The following is a 23,863-nucleotide window of genomic DNA, read 5'->3' as shown; positions in this document are numbered from 1 at the left end:
AGGCTCATCACTATGGATGAGCCTGGGAGTGGGAGAGTTAAATTTACTAAAGTTCAAATTGATAGTCGAACTTAATCCCGACTGTCAGAGGCTTATTGAGGTAATGGCCATAGTTACGCTGGATCTCAGCACCATTGGAGGTGGTGATATCCCGAACATCCCGGCGCACAGAGGTAAACGCATACTTATTGAATAAATTGTTTACGTACAAAGTGGCAGACCACATATCGCCGGTCAGCTTGGCAGAGAGGTTACTGATCCCATAACCAGACAGGGTTTCGCCGCTATCGCGCAAACCTACTTTGGAAATGATATCGCTCTGCGCGGTTAAACCATAGTTGATATCTAAGGTCTTATCACCCATCACTTCTGTAGAGTAGTTTACGCCCAGCGAGAACTGATGTTCCGGAGAACCTGGCAGCCTGTCGCCATCTTTGGCGCCATCTGTGCCGTCGACATTAAACAGGAAAGGTGCATCTGCGGTTAACTCAGCCTTAGTGTAGGCATAGGTTGCATACATACTGATATAATCATTCACAATAGCACGCGTGGATATCTCAACCCCTTTGGCATTGGCAGAACCGGCATTGGATGTATAAGGCAGTTGCCCGATAACAGTGGCACCAGAGATTTGGGCATTGTCCCAGTCAACGTTAAACAGTGCCGCATTAAAGTGTAAGCGGTTTTTTAACCAGGTACTCTTTAGACCCACTTCATAGTTTGTTGTTGTGTCAGCTTCATAGAGCATCTCATTTGGCATGGCACAGCCAACCTGAGTTTTAGAGTCACCTTCTTCACAGGCCGAAATACCATTAGAGCCACCAATTCTAAGCCCTTCGCTGGCGGTAATGTAGGCCATAACAGAATCTGTAAACTGATAGTTCGCATTAAACTTGAACAGGTTACCACTATCATCTTGCGGTTCAACCGGACTAACAACTATCTCGATAGTGTTGGGATCGGCGCCATTAAACAAGGTGTTACTCAGCGGAAAATCAACCCCTGACTCTGCACTGACCTTATATTTATAAGCACGCGCCCCAAGGGTGATTGTTAATTTGTCCGAGACCTGATAGCCAACTTCACCAAACAGTGCTTGTTCGGTTACTTCACTTCGGTCAATAGAAAAGTACTCGAGATTGTCAGGACGGGTTTGCTCACCACCAAAATTGGCAACGGCAAATTCACCAAAACCTGGGGTAAATTCTTTACTGCTGGCATCACTTTCAAATTTGTTGTAGAAACCGCCAACAATCCAGTTCCAGTCGGAGTCGCCCTGTGATACCAGGCGGATTTCCTGAGTGAAGGTATCTTCCTCTTCTTCTTCGCGGGTAAATGCGGAGAAAGAGGGGAATTCTTCATAGCCGTAATCAAGGCGGATCAGCAAGTCAGTTTGATCGCGTTGACCGTCGGCTTCAAAGCTCGACCAGCCCGACGCTGAGACCAGTTCGGCAAAGCCCAGATCGGCTTTTAGCTCCAGGCTAAGCAGATCATCTTCTTTGTCTCTGGGCTCCTCGTAGCGATAACCTGATTCGTACTTACCGATGCGATCATTCAGTCCGTTTGCAGGATTGAGTGCCTGATAATGCACGATAGAACGGCCTTCACTTTCTTGTTTCTGATAAAAGTAGTTGAGCGTGCCGTCAAACCAGTCGTTTGGTTTCCAGCGCACAGAAATGCGCCCTGTGGTGGTGGTTTCGCCATTCGCGTCAGCAACCCGTCGAAGGTTGTTATCTACCGCACTTTTATCTGTCCAGTCGGGATCGGCTTTTGATACACCGGCTTCGCGTACCACATAGTTGTAATCGATAAACCCCGGGTCGTTATAGTGATTCAGGCTGGCACGCAGCGCCAGTTCATCTTCGATGATGGGAGCGTTAAAGACAAAACCGCCTTCGCCGCCTACAGAGTCGCTTTCTTTGTTCTGAAACATATCACCATACAACTGAACCGTGGTGATATCTAACTCAGGTGCTTTAAGCATGTAGCGAATGGCACCACCTAAGGTGCCTGCGCCATACAGGGTACCCTGAGGGCCGATCAATACTTCGACTCGCTCTACATCAGTCAGGCGCATATCCAGTGACACCGGAATTTCATTGATATAGGTAGCAACTGTACCGCCATCAGAGCCGGGGCCTGATGAGTTGGTGTTGAGGCCCCGTACTATGATAGGTGAGCCTGAACGACCCCCCTGATCCGTCACTGTTAGCCCCGGTACCCAGCGTGCAACATCGGCCAGCTCACCGATGTTCTGATCTTTCATTACGTCCGCATCAAGCGCAGTAATGTTGAGCGGAGCATCTTGTACAGAACCACTGCGTCGGGTTGCCGTGATCTGAATAACTTCGAGTGATTTTTCTTGCACACCGGCTTCGTCGGCATTAACTGCGGATGACAGCAGTAGCGAGCCTGGCAGCGCACCGGCGATGGCCAGAGAAATGAGTTTAGGTTTTAGCATTGTAGCGCATCCTGAAATGTACTGGTTGTTGTTTTTATGCAAACTAAGAAAGCATAAAGTGAATCAGGTAACAAGATCATTGAAAAAGGTACGTGAATTAATATTTATTATATTTGCAAATATATTCACTATCAACGGGTTTTTAGGCAAATTCATGCATGAAATTTCAATAAAAAAATTTTCGCGATAATTTGCGGTTTTGTGGGTTCGTTTATCTTTTATCTGGTCATTATATGCAGTTATTTGAATTAATTATGCGAATTGTGTTTTGGTTGATCGTTGCTCAGTATTTTTATCAGCGAAAAAGTATGCACTGAGTGTAAAACCTCACCGTTTCACAGATATTATTGAAAGGCTTGATGTATAGCCATGTCAGCACAAAGGGGCACGGCTGGTTGTTATGGTTAGTTTTATATGAAAGGTGAATAAGTATGCCAATGAGTGCGCCTGCGTGAGCATTGTTACTGAATAGGGTTGCAAAACGACTATGCACGTTAGGATGACTTGGGAGGCGAAGTTGTATTCAGCTGACTTTGCTCCTCTGAAGTCAGCGTATCACGCACATGGGCACTGTCGTAAAAAGAGTGGATCTGACTAATTGTGCCATTTTTAATCGTCAGCCAGTCACAAGAAGGAATAACCCCAGCTGGAGTGTGGTTTTCAAACCAGATGGCAGACTCATCTGGTCCGGCAATCACCGAAACTATGGTTAGCTTTTGCACACTCTTAGCCGCCAGAGGTGCCACTGTGTTCAGGTAGTGTTCGCGACCAGCTAACCGGCCAAATGGACTAATATGCAGAAAGTCTGGTGCAAGATAGGTGTTCAACCATGCCATATCCCAGTCTATCCAGGCTTGTATCCAGCCGCGTGCTAATTGTTCGGACGTAAGCGTGTGTGCCATAGCATGTGCTTATTGTGATTGTGTGCGAAAGTGGTGCCTCAAGTATAGTCGGGTTTTAACGGGTTGCACCAATGGAACATCCATCCGCGCTACTTAGAGAAAAACACTGCAAAGACTTGGTTGTATTGATATTTGTCGGCATACTGAAAGTCCGTGTTGTTATTGATGATCTTACTATGCGACGTCTAGTTTTATGTTTGCTCGTTGTCTGCTCCTTTCATTTAAAAAGCGCCGAGCTTTACCCAGGGCCACCTGCAGCGGCCAGCGACTACGCGTTCTTGATAGGACACTGGCAGTGCCGCTATGAGCAGCTGGATCCGCAAGGGAAGACATTTTTCTCAGCCCCATGTCGCTGGCAAGCCGAATACGCCTTTGACAATAAAATGGTAGTGGACGATTTCAGCCTGCTGGATGCACAGGGCAAGGTAACCTACGCAGGCAGAACACTCAGAACCTTTTCACTTCAGGACAAACGCTGGCATCAGGTGTTCTTACCCGTGCAAATGAGCGCAACCCTGAACCCATTTACTGCACACAGAGATAAAGAAGGTGTTCATCTTGAAGTTGAACAGCGCCTGCCAAACGGCAAGCTACAACCCGCACGTTTTCGCTTTAGTCAGATCAGCGACAAGGGGTTTGTCTGGGAAAGCAGTAAGCACATTGAAGGTAGCGACAACTGGTATGTGGATATGCGGATAAGGGCACATCGACTATCTTTGAATTGAAGAGCGAATAGGTGACAGTCAGAAGTTGAACCGATGTTACTGATATTCATCGCGAGTTAAAGAGACATTGAGTGTTCATGCTCAAATTGAGGGAGAAAGGCAGCGACTGCTGCCCTTGAAAGAACATTGAGGGTATTGCGTGTCAATGTATCACTTGGGTATTACACTTAGCGTTAAATCATCCAGCAGGACAGTTGCATCTTGTTGACTTTGAGTATAAATAAACTTCAAGTTCACCAGTTTCACCGCTCTGGTCTCGTCCAATGGTAAGTGGACGTCAAATGGCGTCACGGCATTACCGTTACCAGATAGCGTTACCCGCTCATAAGTGTAGGGGTACTTACCGTCACGCTGAAAAGTGACATGTGCTTCTGCAATCACAGATTCAGTGTCAAAACCGGAAAGCATTTGTAAAAGCCCACTAAAATTCAAACTCTTTAAATTGGTATTTTCAGGAAATACGTAGGTATAGTAGTAAGGGCTGTATACACTAAAGTTTGTAAATTGAACTTGTACACTTTGTTCACCACTAATGGGAGCTTGGTTTGTTAAATGGGCAACGCCATCACTATTTGATGGAAATATAAATAAATTTTCATTTTCGAAGTCGCCGTGAGGAATTAAATTAAGGCGCTCTTTATGAACGACGTGAAGGGCAAGTTCGTCAAGAAGCACGGACATGTCTTGGCTGTTTTTATAATGCATGAACTTTAAGTGTACCAACTTTATCTTTCTTGTTTCATCCAGTGGCAGGTTAACACTAAATGGCGTAACTGCGCTGCCATTTCCGGATAATGTTACACGCTCATAAGTATAAGGATATTGATCGTCTCTATGATAGGTAACATGAGCTTCTGCAACTATAGACTCAGTATCAAAACCAGCGGTCATTTGTATTAGGCCACTAAAGTGTAAACTTGAAAGCTGTGTGTTTTCTGGGAAAACATATCTGTGGTAGTAAGGGCTATACACACTGGAATCAGTAAAGTGTACTTCTGCACTTTGTTCGCCAATAATAGGGGACTGGTTGGTTATATAAGCTGAACTATTACTATTTGAAGGAAATTTGAATAAGTTTTCACTTTCAAAATCACCGTGAGGGATCAAGTTATCATACCCTTTGGGAACTGTATGAAGTGCCAGATCATCAATAATTACAGACAGGTCGCGTTGATTCCTGTTATGCATGAATTTTAAATGCACTAGTTTGATCTTTCTGGTTTCATCCAGTGGCAAATTAACATTGAAAGGTGTGTTATAGTTATTACCACCGGAGAGTGTTACTCGTTCATAAGTGTAAGGGTATTGTCCATCGCTATGATAAGTGACATGAGCCTCGGCAATTATAGATTCTGTATCGAACCCGGAGATCATTTTTATTAAACCACTGAAGTGTAAGCTCGAGAGCTGAGTATTTTCAGGGAAAACATATCTGTGGTAGTAAGGGCTATAGACGTCAAAGTCTGTAAAGTGAACCTCTACACTTTGTTTTCCGCTGATCGGAGATTGGTCTGTTAAATAAGCAACGTTGCTGCTGTTAGAGGGGAATCTGAATAAATTCTCATTCTCAAAGTTACCATGCTGAATTAAATTGCCCAGAACCTGGGGTTTTAAGATCTCGTTACTACTTTCATTTCCACTTGCATATGAAATGGAGGTAAAAACAGCAAGGATTAGAGTTAGAAACCTAGCTAAAATCATTTAAAACTTTCCTTTTTTTTTTGCGGTTTAAATAACCGTTTACTCAATATAATTTGTACTCTTTATGAAATATTCATTTATCAAATGGGAGTGAATTCCCGCGAACGAGTGTAACCAAATTATGTGAATTTGTAATTAAAAAGTAAGTTAGATTTTTTCAACCTGTAAAGTGATTCGTTTGGTAATTTCGTATATCACTTTCAGTTGTTACCAGCCTGAGTGCAATATTCTTAATTCATATGTACTTTTGTTCGAACTAACCCTGATACCATGCACTATGAAACGAGTTGGTGTGTCAGGGACTGGGCAGGGGAACTTGAGTAATAAAGGGTGATGCCAAAGGTAAAATAAACTAATAGCCTATAGAATCGTCACTATCCATTGAACACTGAATGAAAGCTCGCTCTTGTGAAGTCACAGGAGTAACGCTGAGCCAGAGTTTGCATTTTACTGTGGCTGACTAAGATAAATACAAATTGCGCATTGGTACCCTCTGCTACTTGGTGATAAAATTTGGCACACAAGCATTTTGGTCAGCATAATCACAAACTGTGACCAACACTAAGACCAGAAATTAAAAATGAGAATGTCTCAGGTCGATATATTTGAAATTTAAAGGCTTTTTATTCTATGTGTGAACTTTTGGGCATGTCTGCCAATGTACCCACAGATATTTGTTTTAGTTTTTCCGGATTGCTGGAGCGTGGGGGGAATACCGGGCCGCATAAAGATGGCTGGGGGATCACGTTTTACGAGGGTAAAGGGTGTCGGACGTTTAAAGACCCTGAGCCAAGCTGTCAGTCGGAAATTGCTAAACTGGTTAAAGCCTATCCGATTAAGAGTGTCTCGGTGATCAGCCATATTCGCCAGGGCAACCGCGGCAGAACCTGCCTTGAGAATACCCATCCGTTTACCCGTGAGCTGTGGGGCAGGGAGATCACTTATGCCCACAACGGCCAGTTGTCTAATTATAAAGACCTGACTACCGAGTTTTATAAGCCGGTGGGGAACACTGACAGTGAGCTGGCGTTTTGCTGGATTTTGGACAAGATCCGTGAAAAATACCCGAAACGGCCAAAAAACATGGCGACTGTATTTCGCTACGCCGCCAAGCTGGCAAAGACCCTGATGGACAAAGGAGTCTTCAATATGCTGCTGACCGATGGCGTATTTGTACTGGCGTATTGCTCTAACAATCTACACTGGATCACGCGTCGTGCACCTTTTGGTAAGGCAACACTCATTGATGCGGATATGGTGGTCGATTTTCAAAAAGAAACCACTCCGGATGACGTGGTGACCGTGATTGCCACCCGACCGCTGACCAATGACGAAGAGTGGACCAAAATGCAGCCCGGTGAATATGTGCTGTTTAAGCTTGGTGAGAAAATATAGCACCTGCCATTAAAGCAGGTTCTCAGAGCCAATGACACAAAAAAGCCCTGACTATCAGGGCTTTTTTGTATTACTCAGCCAGTTGCTCTGCATCAAAGCTCTTTAGCTGGATCATAAACTGCTCCACGCCATCTTTACCTTTAAACATTTGTACAACCGAGTAGTGATACGCTGGTGCCAGCCAGGCTACTGCCTGGCGCTTGTTGTTGTCGTACAGGCGCTTAACTTTTATGGTTTCCACATTGCCTATAGGCAGTGTGATGGCCTCGGTGCCAATTACTTCAAAATCGTAGCTGCGTACATTGCCATTTTTATCCACGATGGGGTAACTCATTTTGGTTTTACCGGCTTTTACATCGTTGCGCAAAGCTATCTGGTAAGACAAAACATCCTGACGCTTTTCGTTCCAGTCGGCATTGATAGGGTATTTCTCATCGCTTTTAAAGAGCTGTTTGTTTTCTCGGTCAAAGCGGATCTTATAGCTTTTATCGGGTAATGTGCCTTTTGTGTTCAAAGTATAAAGTAGCGATTTAGGAATTTTATCGTGATAGGTGAAGAGGGAGCTTTCGGTCCGTTGATCGGTGAAAATCATCCATTCGATATCACTTTCGTAATTAAGTGAGTAGGTGTCGTTAGAGATTTTAGAGAGTTCTCTGATAGCGTTACCAAGAATTTCGCCTTTGCGTAGGACGTCATACTCTGCCCTGTAAGGGACTAGCTCACTGGCGAATAAGGAAGATGAGAAAACAGCGCTTAAACCTATTAGTAAAGCGCTGTATTTTTTATTCTTCTGGGTAGGTTGCGCCTTGAGCTGGAAGGGGTTGATTGTCAAAAACGGCATAGTCTGCTTCCATCGTTAGTCTGTGTTCGCTGAACCACTTGACCACCAAAGGATAGATTATATGTTCTTGTTCATGAACCCGCTGTGACAGCGTGTGCGCAGTATCATCAGCCAGGATTGGCACCTTAGCTTGTACGATGACCGGTCCACCATCTAGTTCTTCTGTCACGAAGTGAACACTGGCGCCATGAAACGTTTCTTTTGCATCAATCGCTCTTTGGTGGGTATTCAGCCCTTGGTACTTAGGCAACAAAGAAGGATGAATGTTCAACATTTTTCCTTTAAATTTTTGCACTAAGTCTGCGGTTAGAATACGCATAAATCCAGCTAATACAACTAAATCTGGATTATAAGAGTCAATTAATTGCGCCAAACGTTGATCATAGGCTTCGCGGCTGTCAAAGTCTTTATGACTTAACACTTGCGTTTCAATGTCCGCTTGTTGGGCTCTTTGCAGCCCGTACGCGTTGGCTTTATTACTGATGACGGCACAGATCTCGCCATTGATGTCGTTGCGTTGACAGCCATCCATAATGGCCTGCAAATTGGAACCACTTCCAGATATCAACACAACAATACGAATTGGAGATCGGTTGGGTGCCATTACTCGGCACCACCCAGGATTTCAACTTGTTCTTCACCTGCATTTGCAGCTTGAATTTCACCAATGTGCCAGGCGTTTTCGCCTTGTGCTTTCAGGATTTCCAAGCTTTGAGCAAGTTTGTCAGCAGGAACAACCAGGATCATGCCCACACCACAGTTGAAAGTACGGTACATTTCATGAGTGCTGATGTTGCCGTTTTCTTGTAGCCAGTTGAACACTGCTGGCCATTCCCAGCTATCGCCTTTTACGACTGCTTTGGCTGACTCTGGCAGTACGCGTGGGATGTTTTCCCAGAAACCACCGCCTGTGATGTGCGACAGAGCATGTACGTCTACTTCTTTCAGCAGCTCCAGAATTGGCTTAACGTAGATACGTGTTGGCTCAAGCAGGTGTTCAGACAGGGGTTTGCCTGCAAACTCTTCACTGGTATCAGCGCCAGAGACTTCCAGTACTTTACGGATCAGCGAGTAACCGTTTGAGTGCGGACCACTTGAAGCAAGGGCGATAAGTTGGTCACCTTCGGCAACTTTAGTACCATCAATGATCTTAGACTTTTCTACAACACCGGTACAAAAACCGGCCATGTCATAGTCTTCGCCTTCGTACATGCCTGGCATTTCAGCTGTTTCACCGCCGATCAGGGCACAGCCCGCCAGCTCACAGCCGGCACCAATACCTGTCACCACGTCGGCTGCAGTATCAACATCCAGCTTGCCTGTTGCGTAATAGTCAAGGAAAAATAGGGGTTCAGCACCTTGCACTATCAAATCATTTACACACATGGCAACCAGGTCGATACCTACGGTATCGTGCTTTTTAAGATCGATGGCCAGACGCAGTTTAGTACCCACACCATCTGTGCCAGCAACTAAGACAGGCTCTTTATATCCGGTTGGTAGTTCGCATAATGCGCCAAAGCCGCCAATACCGCCCATCACTTCAGGGCGACGCGTCTTTTTAACTACCCCTTTAATGCGCTCAACCAATGCATTGCCCGCATCGATATCAACGCCTGCGTCTTTATAGCTAAGAGACTGTTTTTGTTCGCTCACAGGTTTTCCTCAAAAATAACAGAATGGATTTGCTTAGAAACGCGCGTATTTTACATCAAATGCGCCAGTGCGGCTAGTCGATTTGGTTAGCATAAACCCGGATAACCCAGGTAGCTGGTGGCGCCAATTGCTCACTATCAAGGTGGCCGTCCCTTGTATCAGCTGCGCGCGTTAGTGATTTGTTCACTATACTCAGTACATTTCAGTCAGTGCGAACGTGGTAGATGTGGAAAACCTCAGCTTAGGCCTTATTGTGATTGGGTTCCTGCTATTGGTAGCGGCGCTGTTCCCTGCAACCCATATCTGCCGGATTGCACAAAACAGAGGCTGGCAGGTGCTACTTGCGCTGGTGTTATTTTTTATCTGTGGTTATCTGGCCTTTGCACACCAAGTTTATCGCACCGAGAATGACTCGCCTTTGGTATTGGGTTTGTCCGTGATCCTGATGCTAGGCGCTGTGTTTGTTATTGTGGTGGTTCGGCTTAGCCGTGCCAGCTTACTTCAGCTTCAGGATATCGCAGAGAGTGAGCGCTATCAGGCTCGCCACGATTCACTTACACAACTCGAAAACCGTCAGGAATGTACCAAGCACATTGAGCAGTGCATTACCAAAGGCCGTGCGTTCAGTGTGTTGCTCTTGGATATCAATAACTTTAAACAAGTCAATGATGCGCTCGGGCACTTCTTTGGTGATAAACTGCTCATTGCATTTGCAATCAAAATACGGTCTTTGGATACCCGAGGGTGCAAGGTCTTCAGAATGGGTGGAGATGAGTTCGTGATTGTCACGTACTCGGCAAGTGAGACTGAGTTGTTTGCGCTCAATAATGCGCTGCTAAAAACATTTTCTGACGGACTGGTGGTTGATGATGTTCAGGTCGACGTATTCTACAGCGCAGGTGCACGTATCTTTTGTGTAGAGGAAAAACCGTCAGTTACCGAACTACTCAAGCACGCTGATATTGCAATGTATGCCGCTAAAAGCAGCCGTCAAAGCCTGGTGATATTTGACCAAACTTTGCATGATGGGGTGGAAGCCGAGTTTGAACTGTTCAACGCGTTAAAGAGGGCGCTTAATAGCAATCAACTGGAGGTTTATTACCAACCCCTTGTTTGTGGGCACAGTAATGAAGTGCATGGACTTGAGGCATTGCTTCGCTGGCGCGATACCTGCGGCGCTTTTATCAGCCCGATGACCTTTATTCCTATTGCCGAAAAAAACAATTATATAAAACAGATCAGCACATTTGTAATTGAGCGGGTATTCAGCGAATTAAGCCACTTTTTAACCATCGAGCCAAACGTGACCGTGCATATCAACTTGTCCTGCCAGGACTTTCATGGCCGTTACCTGATTAACCAGCTTGTTGAACTTCAATCAAAATACAATGTCAGGCCTAACTGTGTAGTGTTTGAGTTAACAGAGAGTATGGTCATGGACGATGTTGATCAGGCTAAGTATATGATAGGGATGTTAATTGACATGGGGTTCTCGGTCAGTATCGACGACTTTGGCACTGGTTTCTCGTCTTTTTCCATGCTCAGGGAGTTACCGATCTCCCAGATTAAAGTGGACCGTTCATTTGTTACAAGTTGTCTGGATAGCGACAAGGATCAGGCAATCGTCGAGACAACTATTTATCTGGCTAACCGGCTGGGTTGCTCTGTGGTGGCTGAGGGGGTTGAAAACAGTAAAACCGCAGCTTACCTTAACAGTAAAGGGTGCCATTACTTACAGGGCTATTATATTAGTGAAGCGCTTGAACGCGAGAGTGCAAAACAGTGGCTACATTCTCACCGGGTGGTTAAAAAGGTCCTTAAAAGGTAGATTGCTGTCAACCCTGCGCTAACCTCAGCAACTTAATCAACCTGACCTGATACTGAACTTGAACGATTTCCATACACTTTTTCACACACTCAACATGACTTTAGCGTTACAGTTAATAGCGCACACCATCTGACTCAATGCACTGCGTTAGAGCCGGACCAGGAAGTCAAATTTTAAAAGTATCGAGGAACGAACGTGAACAAGGTAATTGTCGGAATTTTCTTATTGTTGTTTTCATCCCTGACGTGGGCCTCTCAAGCACCTTTGGCGCTGATCAATGAGGTGGGGGAAACGCTATTTTCAGATATCAAGCAAATCAACCAAGATGGTCAGGCCAGCCCGCAAGAGATGCGCAAATTAGTTAAGGCGCATCTGATGTCACATATTGATATTCGGTTTGTGTCCTATAAATTGCTGGGTAAACACATAAAAGGCCTTAAAAAGCCCGAGGCCATTGCGTTTATTTCGGCGGTTGAGCATTATCTGGAAGTGAGCTATGCGAGTGCGCTGATGCAATACAAAGGCCAGCAGGTAAAGTTTGAGTCTATGCCTATGGATGAACAAAGCAAGTATGCAACCGTGAAAGCGGTAATTATGCAACCTTCGGGCCCTGACATTGATATCCATTTTAAGTTCCGCAAGAGCAAAAAGGGGCAATGGAGAGTATATGATCTGGTTGCTGAGGGAATTTCCTTACTGAGTGCTAAACAAAAAGAAATCTCGGTGCGTATCTCGCAAGTGGGCCTGGCTAAGGTGACGGCGGAGCTGAATGCCAAAAGTTAATTGAGTAGCCATTGTTGGCTACTCAGGCTGAGATAAATCCGTATGACGTTAGAAATCTCTCGGGGAGAGAAACTCCCCATTGCTGATCTCTTCCCAGGTTTTTGCCGCCAGCGTATCCAGAGCACCCAAGTCTCTGCCGCCTGCAGAAAGCTTATGTTCCACTGGCAGGATGTCAATATCCTCAAAACCAGATAGCTGTGCCACGCGGGCAAAGGTATATGCATGCTTATACTTCTGCTGCTTATAAAAAATACTCACCAGACTGGCAAACACTTCGGGATCTGGGGTTTCTCCCGCTTTGTTAAGTTCAAGCACTCGGTACAGAATATCAATGGTTTTGTCGTCGTCTATTTTCGCGTAAAAAGTCGCAAGAAACAGTTGTATTTCCGGGTCGCTTTTCACATTGTCCTGATCTTGCATATTCAACAGCTTGTTCAGTGCGAGTCGGTTGTTCCGTCTGGACCAGTGATAATAAAGCAGGCCGGGGTGCTCTGTGTTGATTGTGTCCTGATAGATCCGAGTCATTTCTTTAAGACTAGTCAGATGACCTTCAACGCGTGACGTGGTTTTTTCTTTTAGTTTGATATGCTCAATTTGTGCGGCCAGAGAAACACACTCGTTATATTGTTCAAAATTTTTCAGCAAAGTGTATCGATTGTCATCAGTAGGCGCTTTGTATTCGTGATAACGCGCAAATATCACCTTTGCACGTTCCTCTTTACAATGGCTATCTTTATTGAGATCTTCACAAAACCCAGGGGTCTCTGTGCAAATTTTATTCAGCGTGATTGTGTCATCGCAGCCACTGAGCAACGCTGTCGTAATACACAGGCCTGATATTAGCCACCACCTCATTGTTATACGTACTCCAAGTCTTTGTTGTTGCGCGTGTATAGTACCAATTTCGTCAATTCTGACCACCCTTTATTTACCTCAAGTGTAGCAAGGGATTGCGACCAAAGCGCGTCTCAGCTGTTTTTCTTATATTTTAATGCTGATGTGGCAGGCCAATCTGTACAAGACTAACTGTGGAGTTAATTTTACAGTAACAATTCTCAGTAAGTGGTGGAGAATTGCAGCCATTTCAATTAAAATGTCGCTGCCTTGGGGCCTGTTGACTCTCAAATTATGCAATACATCAGGCTCGGTTAGGCTATCCGTTCAAAAATTGTTTATTAGGCAGAAAAAATGACCTTATCTCACGAGCAAGAATATCAAAACAGCTGGCAAGAACGTCAAGACTACGCAGAAAGCATGCAACCGATCATTGGTCGTTTGTATCGTAATCTGGGTGTTGAAATTGCGGTTTATGGCCGTCCTCTTGTAAACACCAGCACTATCGATGTTATTAAAGCCCATAAGACAGTCGCACGTTTCGAAGAAACTAAACTGCGTTTGCGCGAGAGCTTCCCTTTCCTGGAAGCCATCAGCAAGATGGAACTGGCACCTGGCCGTGTTGACTTAGGTAAACTGGCATACGCTTACATTTATAAAAATGCAGGTGAAGGTCGTTCAATCGAAGAATACCTGAACGCTGAGCTTGCTGATCTGCTTAATACAGGCAACCGTCCGGCCCCTCGCGACGTTGTTCTGTATGGTTTTGGCCGCATCGGTCGTCTGTTGGCGCGCCTTTTGATCGAACGTGGCGGTTCTCACGCTGACCTTCGTCTGCGTGCAATTGTGGTACGTGGTGGTCGCGATGGTGACCTTGAAAAACGCGCAAGCTTGCTTCGCCGCGATTCAATTCACGGCCCATTCAACGGTTCAATCACTGTTGACCATGAGAAAGGTGCTATTAAAGCAAACGGTAACTACATTCAGGTTATCTATGCAAACTCTCCAGAAGAAGTGGATTACACTCAGTACGGCATTGAGAATGCACTGGTTGTTGATAACACGGGTGTATGGAAAGACGAAGACGGCCTTGGTAAACACCTGCAATCAAAAGGTGCATCTAAAGTACTTCTGACTGCGCCTGCAAAAGGTGACATCAAGAACGTGGTTTACGGTGTTAACAATGTGGATATCCTGTCTGAAGACAAAATCGTGTCTGCAGCAAGCTGTACTACAAACGCCATCACGCCTGTACTTAAGGCACTGAACGACAAATTTGGTATCAAGAATGGCCACGTTGAAACAGTTCACTCTTACACCAACGACCAAAACCTGATTGATAACTACCACAAAGCCGAGCGTCGTGGTCGCAGTGCTGCACTGAACATGGTTATTACCTCAACAGGTGCTGCTAAAGCCGTTGCAAAAGCACTACCTGAGCTAGCTGGTAAGCTGACTGGTAACGCAATCCGTGTTCCTACGCCAAACGTATCAATGGCTATTTTGAACCTGAACCTGAATGCTGAAACAACGGCTGAGGAACTAAACGAGTTCCTGCGCGAAACATCTTTGCATTCTGAGCTTCGTGACCAAATCGATTACACAGCGTCGACTGAAATTGTATCAACTGACCTGGTTGGCAGCCGCTACGCCGGTGTGGTTGACTCACAAGCGACCATTGTTGATGGCGACCGTGTAGTACTTTACGTATGGTACGATAACGAGTTTGGCTACAGCTGTCAGGTTGTACGTGTAATGCGTGACATGGCTGAGGTGGAATTCCCGAGCCTGCCGCGTTAATTCACGCTTTGTCCAAAAAAGCCAGCGATTGCTGGCTTTTTTTGTTTTTGTCTCGCACCAGGTGTGTTAGGCTTGCACCTGATTTATTGCTACAAATCACTAACAAAAATCATCAAGGTTAAAACAAAATACCTTGACTGTGTGACGTGCCGTCAGGCGCTTTGCTCATAACATCTGGCGCAATGAGATGGTTTTTTTATTTAGGGTATATGATGAAGATCACCAGTAATTTTGACAGCGGAAACATCAAAGTACTTTCTGCTGAGGCTCCACTAGATATTCAGCTGGAAATTAACCACGATAACGATTCTGAATTTTTTCAATGGTTTCACTTCCGTCTTGAATCGACGCCATTTGTAGAACACAAACTTCATATTAACAATCTGCAAAACTCAGCCTATCCCGAAGGGTGGGATGATTATCAGGCAGTGGCCTCTTATGACAGACAAACCTGGTTCCGGGTACCTAGCACCTATCAGGATGGTCAATTGGTGATCGATTTTGAACCTGAGTGTCATCATACGTATTTCGCTTATTTTGCTCCGTATAGCTACGAGCGTCACCTCGACTTGGTGTATTGGGCACAAAGCCATAATGCGTGTCACGTAGAAACACTGGGCGAAACTTTGGACGGCCGTGATATCAGCCTACTGTGTGTCGGTGAACCGGGTGATGAAAAGAAAAAAATCTGGATTACCGCACGTCAACACCCAGGTGAGACGATGGCAGAGTGGTTTGTAGAAGGTTTGCTGCATAAGTTGCTGGACGATGAAGATCCTCATGCCGCGGCTCTGTTGTCAAAAGCCGTTTTTTACATTGTACCTAACATGAACCCGGATGGCAGTGTGCGTGGCCACCTGCGCACCAATGCCAAAGGGGTAAACCTGAATCGTGAGTGGCAAACACCATCACTTGAAAGCTCACCGGAAGTGTATCATGTACTTAACAAAATGCATGAAACGGGTCTGGACTTGTATCTCGATATTCACGGTGATGAAGCGTTGCCATACAACTTTGTTGCAGGTAGCGAAGGGATCCCAAGTTATGATGCCCGTCTGGCTTCATTAGAAGAGCAATTCAAGCAGGCTCTGTTGACTATCACACCAGAGTTCCAGGACGAGTTTGGCTATCCAAAAGACGAACCTGGTCAGGCTAACCTGACTGTCGCATCTTGTGCTGTGGGCGAGGCCTTTAAAGCCCTGGCATATACCATTGAGATGCCATTCAAGGACAATGCAAATTTACCTGATCCACATTATGGTTGGTCTGATCGCCGCTCATATCAGTTTGGTCAGGATACGTTAGCGGCCATCGTTAACGTGGTCGATAATCTTAGATAATCATCATCACAGGCAACCTTACAGGTTGCCTGTTGCATATAATAACAACGAAGAAGAGGAAGAGTCGTGGACGCGTTAGGAAGTTTTCTGGATAGTCTGGATGCCTTGTTAGGGGGCTCCTGGTGGTTCCCTTATGTATTACTTGGAGTGGGTCTGTTTTTTACCCTGTATTTAAAGTTCCCACAGATCCGGTATTTCAAGCATGCCTGCAAAATTGTCACCGGTAAATACGATAAGAAAAGTCATGAAGGGGACACGACACACTTCCAGGCCCTGTCAACTGCTCTGTCAGGGACAGTCGGTACCGGTAATATCGGTGGTGTGGCACTGGCAATTTCAATTGGTGGCCCGGCTGCCTTATTCTGGATGTGGATGACCGCATTTTTTGGTATGACCACCAAGTTTGTAGAGGTTACCTTATCGCACAAGTACCGTACTAAAGCAGAAGACGGCACTATGGCCGGTGGTCCTATGTACTATATGGATCGTCGTCTAAATATGAAATGGCTGGCGGTTTTGTTTGCCATCGCAACCGTGATTAGCTCATTCGGTACAGGTAGTTTACCGCAGATCAACAATATCGCACAGGGTATGGAAGCCACTTTCAACATTGAACCTATGGTCACCGGCGCGGTGCTATCTATCTTACTTGCCTTAGTGATTCTTGGTGGCATCAAGCGTATTGCTGCAATCACCTCCCGAGTCGTACCTCTGATGGCGGCTGTTTACATCATTGGTGCGTTGGCCGTTATTCTGTATAACGCTGAAAACATTATTCCGTCTTTTTCAGCTGTATTTACAAACGCTTTCAGTGGCTCTGCTGCTGTGGGTGGCTTCCTGGGCGCATCTTTTGCTTATGCATTCAACCGGGGTGTAAACCGCGGCTTGTTCTCGAACGAAGCAGGTCAGGGTTCAGCACCCATTGCGCACGCATCTGCCAAAGCGGATGAGCCGGTATCTGAAGGTATGGTATCTATCTTGGAGCCCTTCATCGATACCATAGTGATCTGTACGCTGACCGGTTTGGTTATTTTGTCGTCGGGTGTGTGGACAGAAAAGTTCGAAACCACCTTTGAGCGCTCATCAATGATCATAGTGCACGGCAACTATGTTGAATCGAACGACAGTGACCGAGAAGAATTATACAAATACCTCAATGGGATTGATGGCCATAGTGTTGAGGCATACAGTGGTAACATCCGTGTTGTGGAAGGCGTCGCGGTCAATAAAGACTTTACGGTCATTCACTCGCGCTCAATCGGTGAAGATATCCGTTTTGGGATCACGGCGAAACACCGTTATACCGGGACCGTTGAAGTCGATAAGGGCATGCTGGTCGATACCAGTATCAGCATTAAAGGTAAGTCACTGGTTCACTCAGCTGAGCTGACAACCAAGGCATTTACGCGAGGCTTCTTTGGGGAAAATGGCCAGTATATCGTATCTATTGGTCTGCTGTTATTTGCATTTTCTACGGCAATTGCCTGGTCATACTATGGTGACCGAGCTATGACCTATTTGTTGGGCTCACGCTCGGTAATGCCATATCGTGTTTTCTATGTAGCAGGGTTCTTCTGGGCATCATTTGCAGATACAACCTTGATCTGGAAGTTGGCAGCGGTCGGTATTGTTGTGATGACGCTGCCAAACCTGTTCGGGATCATGTTGCTGCGTAAAGAAATGAAAGACTCTGTTGACGAGTATTGGGACAAGTTCGATAAAGAGCAGAGTCAGTCTGAAGGAAATACCGAGGTACAAAAAGACAATTCAATGCATTTCCAAAAAGACAAACCTTAATAAACCAAGTAGAATAGGGCGCCATATGGCGCCTTATTTTTTGGTCTTACTCTTTATGAAGCAGTCGTACCACAGGGGCTTATTATTGCTTGATTTGGCAGCTTTTTGCCCAATTATCGCGATTCTAAGCACTCAGGTATCAGCACTCTAAAGGTGGCCGGCGTGTAAATGCTAGTTTTTCGTTAGGAGTCACTCGAGTATGGCAATTGCCCAATGCCCCAGTTGTAACAAGCCCATTTCTTCTATGCACAAAACCTGCCCACATTGTCAATTTGATCTTGCGAATATGGATGAGGAATCTCTGCACAGAGAAAAGGTTCGCAGACGAATTAAGAAACAGCAAACCATTATGAATTATTCATTTTTGGCGTTGATCTTATTTCTTAGTGGGTTCTTATACCTGTACTGGCAACAGCCTGTAGAAGGGACATGGGAAATGTTGGCAGCCAAAGGCGCAATTGGTGTTGGCCTGGTTTGGTATCTGATAAACCGAGTGATTTTAGTAGTACTGAAAAAGAAAAAGTGAACATGAATATAGACAGTTTAGTTAAAAATATTACGCCGGAACTTTATGAGCGCCTGCAGTATGGCGCTGCTACAGGGCGCTGGCCGGATGGTACCGAGCTGAGTGATGCGCAAAAAGAACAAACCGTTCAGCTGGTCATGTTATATCAGGCAAAGGTGGCCAAAAGCACAGAGCAGTTCACCATCAATGAGCAAGGTGAGATGGTGCAAAAATCTAAGCGTGAGTTGCAACAAGAATTTAAAGCAGACAATGAAATAGCCAGGTTTAGCGAAAATGATCTTTAAAAACCTTTTTACCCCTAAATGGAAGCACCCGAAAACACAGGTGCGATTAGCCGCTGTGGACAAACTGGACACAAGCAAAGACGCCGATGTATTACAAACGCTCGCGCTGGAAGACGACTCAAGTCAGCTCAGGAAAAAGGTCCTGGATAAAATGAATGACCTGAGTTTATGGTGGAAGGTGTATAAGCAAGATCAGGAACTGAAGGAACTGGCTGAGCAGCATATTTCTCAGGCGGTGTTGTCGGGTTCTAATTCTCTGAGCCAGGAGATCCGTGACGAGTATATCGACCGTTATGCACCGGCAAAAACGTTGGAAAAAGTCGCTTTTAGTGATATTGACAATGAGCAAAAGGCAAAATTACTCAAGCGCCTTGCCAATGCAAAGTTGATTGATAAAGCATTTAAAGAAGGTGACGAGCCATTGCAGGTACAGTTACTGCCTCTGATTGCTCAGTATCAGCTCGAAAAGACAGTGCTGAAAGCAGCCTCTGGCGAGGCGCGTACCGCGCTTGAGCAAACGCTGGAACAGCAACGTTTGAGCCAGATTATGCCTGAGCAGGTGACTCAGGAGGCAAAACTGGTTTTGGCCAAACTCAATGCGCTGCGTGACAAACAGGATTATCAGGTGGTTGCCAGTCAGGCTGATGCATTGACAGCACAGTGGCAGGCGCTTGACGTGCAGTGGCTGAACGAAGAAACACAGCAGGCTAACCAGGAAAAGTTTCAGTCTATCTCGGTAAAGCTGAACAAGCATAGAGAAGCCTTGCAGCGTGCGTTTGAACAGGCACAGCAGCAAGCTGAGCAGGCTGAAGCAAAGGCGAAAGCAATACAGACGTTCGAAGCTGGGTATGAGGCGCTAGAGCAGGCACTTTCTAATGCGGTGACAGCTCTGGACCTGACAGCGCAGGATACGCTACATGCACAGCTGAGCCAGCTTAAACATGACATCGAAGCGTCCGATTATCATGCTGAGCCGGCATTAACGGCGCTGATTGATAAGGTGCGCGAGAGTGCCAGACAGCTGGAGAGTTTACCTGAGCTTGTCAGCGCAAAGGCGCAATTTGATAAGGCTCTGAATGCGCTTAAAGAGGTTGCGCCAAGCGAAGAGCTGGACCAGCTCGATACTGTGTTGGCAACTCAGAAGCAGGCTTATCAGCATGCTCAAACACAGCTTCGTCAGTTACCTGCGGCTTTAAAGAAGCAAGCTTCAGAACAGCTTAAGGAAATCAGCGCTCAGTTCAATCAGACTATGAAACCTCTGGTTGATGTGCAGGAAAAGCATCTCAAAGAAGCACGCAAAAAAGCGAGAGACGTACAAAGGCTACTTGACCAGGGTCGTTTTAACGTTGCGTTTGGCGTGTTTAATGGCTTTATGGAAAGCTATGAGCAGCTGAGTGAAGGGTTTAAACAGCAACTGGCAAAACAGTTCACAACGTTGAGCGAGGCGCTACAAGAGCTAAAAGACTGGCAAAAGTATGCGTCGCAGCCTAAGCGCACCGAGTTGTTGCAACAGCTTGACGAGATGCTGACAGAGCAGGAAGTCGATCCTAAAGCCCGCGCGGCACAGGTTAAATTGCTACGGGTGCGCTGGAACGAGCTTGGACGCGTTGAAAGCGACGAGGAGAAAGCGCAGGCAGCTCAGTTTGATGAGAAAATTGAGTTGTTATTCGCTCCATGTCGTGCTTATTTTGCTGAGCAAGATGAATTACGCAAAAAGGTGATTGAGCAGCGTGAAGAGCTCGTCGGACAAATGGCGGCGCTTGCTCCTTTGACACAGCAGCCTGAAGCAGACTGGCGTCAGATAGAAAGTGTGTTCAATCGGGTCAACAAGCAATGGCGCGGTGCAGGTAGCCTGGATGCGGCAACCTATCAGGCACTTAATAAGCGTTATCGTGATGCGTATACTCAGGTCAATGAGCAATTAAAAGCCCGTCATCAGGCAAATGCACAGCTGAAGCAAAAATTGGTGACAGAGGCGCAAGAGCAGCTGGAGCTTGAAGATGTTGGCCAGGCTTGCGATACGTTGAAAACCCTGCAAAAACGCTGGCAAGAAATTGGCTTTGCCGGCACTAAGCAGGAACACACCTTGTGGCAGGAATTTAGAAAGCACAACGATGCGGTATTTAGCAAACGCCAGGAGCAGAAAAACGCTGAACGTGAACAAGCTCAGGCGCAGGAAGCACAGCAACGCCAGCTGCTGGCTGAACTGGACAGCCAAATGATCGATGCTAAAACCCAGTCAGAGCTGCTGTCGGTCAAAGAGGCTGTGCTCAGCACAGAGGTACTTGCATCGCTGAGAAAAACCAAACAGCAGTTGCTAGAGCAGATTGAAACAAAGTTGAATGAACTTTTCTCTGCGCAGAGCCGTGAAAAATTTAATGAGCTGGTTGAGGCTGTTCGTGCCGGAGATACGCCGCCAGGCAGCTGGCTGAGTGGCAATGATTCAGGGCTATCTGCTGAGCAATTATTACTGCGACTTGAAGTGATGACGAACAATGATTCTCCTGCGAGCTCACAACAAGCCAGGATGGCAGAGCAGGTAGCATTGCTGGAAGCCAAGTTACAGGGCGGCGCCCAGTCACTGGAGTATTACCTTACTTGCTACCTGTCACAGGTCGTCAATAATACTCAAGATGTTGAACAGGAAAGGCTTATTAAGGTCCTGACTGCATAGCAGAGTTAATACGTAAAAAAGCGCCGTAAGGCGCTTTTTTATTGCCTATATAAACAAAGTATTCCCAATTGTCTCCGCAAACTGAGCAAGTATTAAGTGAAATACGTATTAATGTAAAAGCTGCTGCAACGCTTCTTCAAGGTTTGGATAGCGAAAACGGTAGTTGGCCTTGAGCGCGCGTCGTGGCAGCACGCGCTGGCCATAAATCAGTAGCTCTGACATTTCTCCAAACATGGCTTTTAGCACGAATTCAGGCATAGTAAACATGGCCGGTCGCCTGAGTGTCAGCGCCAGACGTTCAGCAAATTCTTTGTTCGACACCGGCGCTGGTGCTGTGGCATTGAATACACCGGACAGCTCCTGATGCTTGAGTAAGAATAAGATTAACTGCACCATGTCGTCGATGTGGATCCAGGACATCATCTGTGCACCACTGGCCATCGGACCGCCCATCCCAAATTTAAATGCGGGCAACATTTTTTTCAGTGCGCCACCATGTTTCGACAAGACTATGCCCGTTCTGACAATACAGACGCGCGTCTTTTCGCTCTCGGCATGATGCGCCTGTGCTTCCCACTCCTTACACAGCTGGTGACTAAACTCCTGATAGGGCTCGTCGAAATCTTCACCCACTTTGACGGTTGCGGGTTGCCTGCCGTAATAGCCTATGGCACTGCCTGATATAAAGGTATGTGGCGGGGTCTGGCAATCTCGGATCCGCGCGCTTAGTTCACGCGTTAATATTACTCGGCTGTCCACTATTCGGGCTTTTTGTTTGTCCGTCCAGCGTTTGTCTGCGATGGGTTCTCCTGCCAGATTTATCACCACATCCAGCTCATTGAAATTAACCTGATCCAGGCTATCTATGGGTTCAATTTTGCTGTCCAGCTTGCGTCTGGCTCCAGACACATTGCGTGTTAAGACGATTATTTTGTGTTTGTTGACCATGAACTTGCAAAGTTCTGAGCCTATCAGCCCGGTGGCGCCGGTAATTAATACATTCATGTATAACCCATTTTCAATAATTTAGTCTCTTATACTCAGTGCAGTGTATTGTCGATCAATTTAATAGTTGTGCGTGCTTTGATGCTAAATTCCGTTACAATGAAGCACCCGGACGGCCATTTTTTATTAGAAATTGCCCAATGCCCGGGTCATATACCGGGAATAATCACCGGTTTCGCACAGTTAATGTAAGGAAAAGTCGTGTCTTCATTGTCTGGGATCACTAAAAGCTTAGTCGTTATCGCATCATTGTTCATTGTTTTAGCCGGAATAAAACTGGCTAACGAAATTGTTGTCCCTTTTGTTTTGGCAGCCTTTATTGCCATTATTTGCAATCCACTTTTGAAGTTTTTCGCAAATTACCGGATCCCTAAAGGGCTGGCAATTGTCCTCATTATTATGCTGGTCATGCTGATGGGCATGAGTCTCACAGGTCTGGTTGGCCAGTCGCTCAATGACTTTTCCAGCCAGCTGCCCCAATATCGTGAGGCGCTGAGAAGCAAGTTTATCTGGTTTGTCGATATGGCGGCTCAGTACAATATTCTGGTTGATAAACAGCAACTGATTGCGCTTTTTGATCCGGGCAAAATGATTGATGTAGCAACAAATATGCTAACTGGCTTCGGCGGTGTCATGGCCAATATTTTCCTGATCCTCCTGACTGTGGTATTTATGCTTTTTGAAGCACCGATGATCAGTACTAAAGTTCACCTGGCGCTGGATGATCCGGACATGAAAATGAAGCAGATTGACCGCTTTCTGGATTCCATTAACAGCTATCTGGCAATTAAGACTCTGGTGTCACTGGCAACGGGCGTGCTGGCTGCGGGCTTTTTGTGGGTGCTTGATATTGATTACTTTATCCTGTGGGGCGTGTTCGCATTTTTGCTTAATTATATCCCCAATATCGGTTCTATTATCGCCGCTGTCCCTCCGGTATTGCTAGCGCTTGTCACTCACAGTCCTATGATCAGTGCCATAGTTGCTGCCGGGTATATCAGTATTAACACCATTATGGGTAATATCATCGAGCCTCGCTTTATGGGCAGAGGGCTGGGGCTCAGTACGTTGGTGGTGTTCTTGTCGCTGATATTCTGGGGATGGCTGCTTGGTACAGTAGGCATGTTACTGTCTGTGCCGCTGACTATGGTCGTTAAGATAGCGCTGGAGAACAGTGAGGACGGCCGTTGGCTGGCAACTATGTTAGGTGGTGAGGAACAACATAATGCCAGGTAGGACAGGCTACCTGGCGCCTCAAACAACTGATTCAACGTAAGTATATGTCGGTGATTATTAGTCTAAGCAGGCAAA

Annotated in this window: 19 protein-coding genes; 11 read left to right on the top strand and 8 right to left on the bottom strand. The window is 46.0% G+C overall.

The window, feature by feature from the left end:
• Positions 1 to 46 precede the first annotated feature (46 nt).
• Both CWB99_RS20010 and CWB99_RS20005 read right to left on the bottom strand, forming a co-directional pair.
• A complete protein-coding gene (locus tag CWB99_RS20010) occupies positions 47 to 2,461 on the bottom strand; it encodes a TonB-dependent receptor (RefSeq protein ID WP_138552665.1) in 2,415 nt (804 codons plus the stop codon).
• A gap of 494 nt (positions 2,462 to 2,955) precedes the next feature.
• Positions 2,956 to 3,363 (bottom strand): nuclear transport factor 2 family protein, encoded by a 408-nt coding sequence (locus tag CWB99_RS20005; protein ID WP_138552666.1) that lies wholly within the window; start codon positions 3,361 to 3,363, stop codon positions 2,956 to 2,958.
• Between the two features lie 71 nt (positions 3,364 to 3,434).
• Between CWB99_RS20005 and CWB99_RS20000 the strand changes: the two genes are divergently transcribed.
• A complete protein-coding gene (locus tag CWB99_RS20000; RefSeq protein WP_138552667.1) occupies positions 3,435 to 4,088 on the top strand; it encodes a hypothetical protein in 654 nt (217 codons plus the stop codon).
• A 150-nt stretch (positions 4,089 to 4,238) separates the two neighbouring features.
• Here CWB99_RS20000 and CWB99_RS19995 read toward each other — a convergent pair whose 3' ends face one another.
• Positions 4,239 to 5,789 carry a hypothetical protein gene (locus CWB99_RS19995; RefSeq protein WP_138552668.1) on the bottom strand — a complete coding sequence of 517 codons (1,551 nt, stop codon included), beginning with the start codon at positions 5,787 to 5,789 and terminating at the stop codon, positions 4,239 to 4,241.
• Positions 5,790 to 6,419: 630 nt separating this feature from the next.
• On the opposite strand from CWB99_RS19995, the gene CWB99_RS19990 reads away from it, so the two are divergent.
• Complete coding sequence (locus CWB99_RS19990) at positions 6,420 to 7,184, top strand: class II glutamine amidotransferase (protein WP_138552669.1); 765 nt, start codon at positions 6,420 to 6,422, stop codon at positions 7,182 to 7,184.
• 70 nt (positions 7,185 to 7,254) lie between these two features.
• On the opposite strand, the gene CWB99_RS19985 is transcribed toward CWB99_RS19990, so the two are convergent.
• From CWB99_RS19985 to purM, 3 genes are read right to left on the bottom strand one after another with little or no spacing between them, the layout of a single operon-like run.
• Positions 7,255 to 8,025: a DUF3108 domain-containing protein gene (locus CWB99_RS19985; RefSeq protein ID WP_138552670.1), complete on the bottom strand. Its 771-nt coding sequence runs from the start codon at positions 8,023 to 8,025 to the stop codon at positions 7,255 to 7,257.
• Positions 7,967 to 8,629 (bottom strand): phosphoribosylglycinamide formyltransferase, encoded by a 663-nt coding sequence (gene purN / locus CWB99_RS19980; RefSeq protein ID WP_054013897.1) that lies wholly within the window; start codon positions 8,627 to 8,629, stop codon positions 7,967 to 7,969. The genes CWB99_RS19985 and purN overlap by 59 nt, the downstream gene beginning before the upstream one ends.
• Complete coding sequence (purM, locus tag CWB99_RS19975; RefSeq protein WP_138552671.1) at positions 8,629 to 9,681, bottom strand: phosphoribosylformylglycinamidine cyclo-ligase; 1,053 nt, start codon at positions 9,679 to 9,681, stop codon at positions 8,629 to 8,631. The genes purN and purM overlap by 1 nt, the downstream gene beginning before the upstream one ends.
• A gap of 226 nt (positions 9,682 to 9,907) precedes the next feature.
• Here purM and CWB99_RS19970 point away from each other — a divergent pair, with 226 nt between their 5' ends.
• Together CWB99_RS19970 and CWB99_RS19965 are read left to right on the top strand one after the other, a co-directional pair.
• Complete coding sequence (locus CWB99_RS19970; RefSeq protein ID WP_138552672.1) at positions 9,908 to 11,509, top strand: putative bifunctional diguanylate cyclase/phosphodiesterase; 1,602 nt, start codon at positions 9,908 to 9,910, stop codon at positions 11,507 to 11,509.
• Between the two features lie 195 nt (positions 11,510 to 11,704).
• Positions 11,705 to 12,292, top strand: a complete 588-nt coding sequence (locus tag CWB99_RS19965; protein WP_138552673.1) for an MlaC/ttg2D family ABC transporter substrate-binding protein — start codon at positions 11,705 to 11,707, stop codon at positions 12,290 to 12,292.
• A 48-nt stretch (positions 12,293 to 12,340) separates the two neighbouring features.
• Here the strand turns inward: CWB99_RS19965 and CWB99_RS19960 are convergent, their stop codons facing one another.
• Positions 12,341 to 13,147 carry a DUF2989 domain-containing protein gene (locus CWB99_RS19960; protein WP_138552674.1) on the bottom strand — a complete coding sequence of 269 codons (807 nt, stop codon included), beginning with the start codon at positions 13,145 to 13,147 and terminating at the stop codon, positions 12,341 to 12,343.
• 333 nt (positions 13,148 to 13,480) lie between these two features.
• Here CWB99_RS19960 and CWB99_RS19955 point away from each other — a divergent pair, with 333 nt between their 5' ends.
• From CWB99_RS19955 to CWB99_RS19930, 6 genes are all read left to right on the top strand, one after another.
• A complete protein-coding gene (locus CWB99_RS19955) occupies positions 13,481 to 14,926 on the top strand; it encodes a glyceraldehyde-3-phosphate dehydrogenase (protein ID WP_138543772.1) in 1,446 nt (481 codons plus the stop codon).
• Positions 14,927 to 15,138: 212 nt separating this feature from the next.
• Entirely contained in the window at positions 15,139 to 16,266 is a 1,128-nt protein-coding gene (locus CWB99_RS19950; RefSeq protein WP_138552693.1) for a M14 family metallopeptidase, read from the top strand.
• Between the two features lie 66 nt (positions 16,267 to 16,332).
• Positions 16,333 to 18,063, top strand: a complete 1,731-nt coding sequence (locus tag CWB99_RS19945; RefSeq protein WP_138552675.1) for an alanine/glycine:cation symporter family protein — start codon at positions 16,333 to 16,335, stop codon at positions 18,061 to 18,063.
• 199 nt (positions 18,064 to 18,262) lie between these two features.
• A complete protein-coding gene (locus CWB99_RS19940; protein WP_138552676.1) occupies positions 18,263 to 18,589 on the top strand; it encodes a hypothetical protein in 327 nt (108 codons plus the stop codon).
• 2 nt (positions 18,590 to 18,591) lie between these two features.
• Positions 18,592 to 18,873 carry a YeaC family protein gene (locus CWB99_RS19935; protein ID WP_138552677.1) on the top strand — a complete coding sequence of 94 codons (282 nt, stop codon included), beginning with the start codon at positions 18,592 to 18,594 and terminating at the stop codon, positions 18,871 to 18,873.
• Positions 18,863 to 21,547, top strand: a complete 2,685-nt coding sequence (locus CWB99_RS19930; protein ID WP_138552678.1) for a DUF349 domain-containing protein — start codon at positions 18,863 to 18,865, stop codon at positions 21,545 to 21,547. Before CWB99_RS19935 ends, CWB99_RS19930 begins: the two co-directional genes overlap by 11 nt.
• 108 nt (positions 21,548 to 21,655) lie before the next feature.
• Here the strand turns inward: CWB99_RS19930 and CWB99_RS19925 are convergent, their stop codons facing one another.
• A complete protein-coding gene (locus CWB99_RS19925) occupies positions 21,656 to 22,552 on the bottom strand; it encodes a TIGR01777 family oxidoreductase (RefSeq protein ID WP_138552679.1) in 897 nt (298 codons plus the stop codon).
• A gap of 201 nt (positions 22,553 to 22,753) precedes the next feature.
• Here CWB99_RS19925 and CWB99_RS19920 point away from each other — a divergent pair, with 201 nt between their 5' ends.
• The gene (locus CWB99_RS19920) at positions 22,754 to 23,788 is read left to right on the top strand and encodes an AI-2E family transporter (protein WP_054013886.1); all 1,035 of its coding nucleotides are present in this window, start codon (positions 22,754 to 22,756) and stop codon (positions 23,786 to 23,788) included.
• The last annotated feature ends 75 nt before the right edge of the window (positions 23,789 to 23,863 follow it).

This window comes from Pseudoalteromonas rubra, from assembly GCF_005887095.1.
Taxonomy (GTDB): Bacteria; Pseudomonadota; Gammaproteobacteria; order Enterobacterales; family Alteromonadaceae; genus Pseudoalteromonas; species Pseudoalteromonas rubra_E.
Note: the sequence above shows the minus strand (reverse complement) of the source record. Positions and strands in the feature narration are given on the sequence as shown.

Excerpts from the sequence above, each read along its gene's own strand:
- purN (WP_054013897.1), bottom strand. The coding sequence starts at position 8,629 with ATGGCACCCAACCGATCTCCAATTCGTATTGTTGTGTTGATATCTGGA.
- CWB99_RS19935 (WP_138552677.1), top strand. The coding sequence starts at position 18,592 with ATGAATATAGACAGTTTAGTTAAAAATATTACGCCGGAACTTTATGAG.
- CWB99_RS19950 (WP_138552693.1), top strand. The coding sequence starts at position 15,139 with ATGAAGATCACCAGTAATTTTGACAGCGGAAACATCAAAGTACTTTCT.
- CWB99_RS19990 (WP_138552669.1), top strand. The coding sequence starts at position 6,420 with ATGTGTGAACTTTTGGGCATGTCTGCCAATGTACCCACAGATATTTGT.
- CWB99_RS19995 (WP_138552668.1), bottom strand. The coding sequence starts at position 5,789 with ATGATTTTAGCTAGGTTTCTAACTCTAATCCTTGCTGTTTTTACCTCC.
- CWB99_RS19985 (WP_138552670.1), bottom strand. The coding sequence starts at position 8,025 with ATGCCGTTTTTGACAATCAACCCCTTCCAGCTCAAGGCGCAACCTACC.
- CWB99_RS19925 (WP_138552679.1), bottom strand. The coding sequence starts at position 22,552 with ATGAATGTATTAATTACCGGCGCCACCGGGCTGATAGGCTCAGAACTT.
- CWB99_RS20005 (WP_138552666.1), bottom strand. The coding sequence starts at position 3,363 with ATGGCACACACGCTTACGTCCGAACAATTAGCACGCGGCTGGATACAA.
- CWB99_RS19955 (WP_138543772.1), top strand. The coding sequence starts at position 13,481 with ATGACCTTATCTCACGAGCAAGAATATCAAAACAGCTGGCAAGAACGT.
- CWB99_RS20010 (WP_138552665.1), bottom strand. The coding sequence starts at position 2,461 with ATGCTAAAACCTAAACTCATTTCTCTGGCCATCGCCGGTGCGCTGCCA.
- CWB99_RS19960 (WP_138552674.1), bottom strand. The coding sequence starts at position 13,147 with ATGAGGTGGTGGCTAATATCAGGCCTGTGTATTACGACAGCGTTGCTC.
- CWB99_RS20000 (WP_138552667.1), top strand. The coding sequence starts at position 3,435 with ATGGAACATCCATCCGCGCTACTTAGAGAAAAACACTGCAAAGACTTG.
- CWB99_RS19930 (WP_138552678.1), top strand. The coding sequence starts at position 18,863 with ATGATCTTTAAAAACCTTTTTACCCCTAAATGGAAGCACCCGAAAACA.
- CWB99_RS19940 (WP_138552676.1), top strand. The coding sequence starts at position 18,263 with ATGGCAATTGCCCAATGCCCCAGTTGTAACAAGCCCATTTCTTCTATG.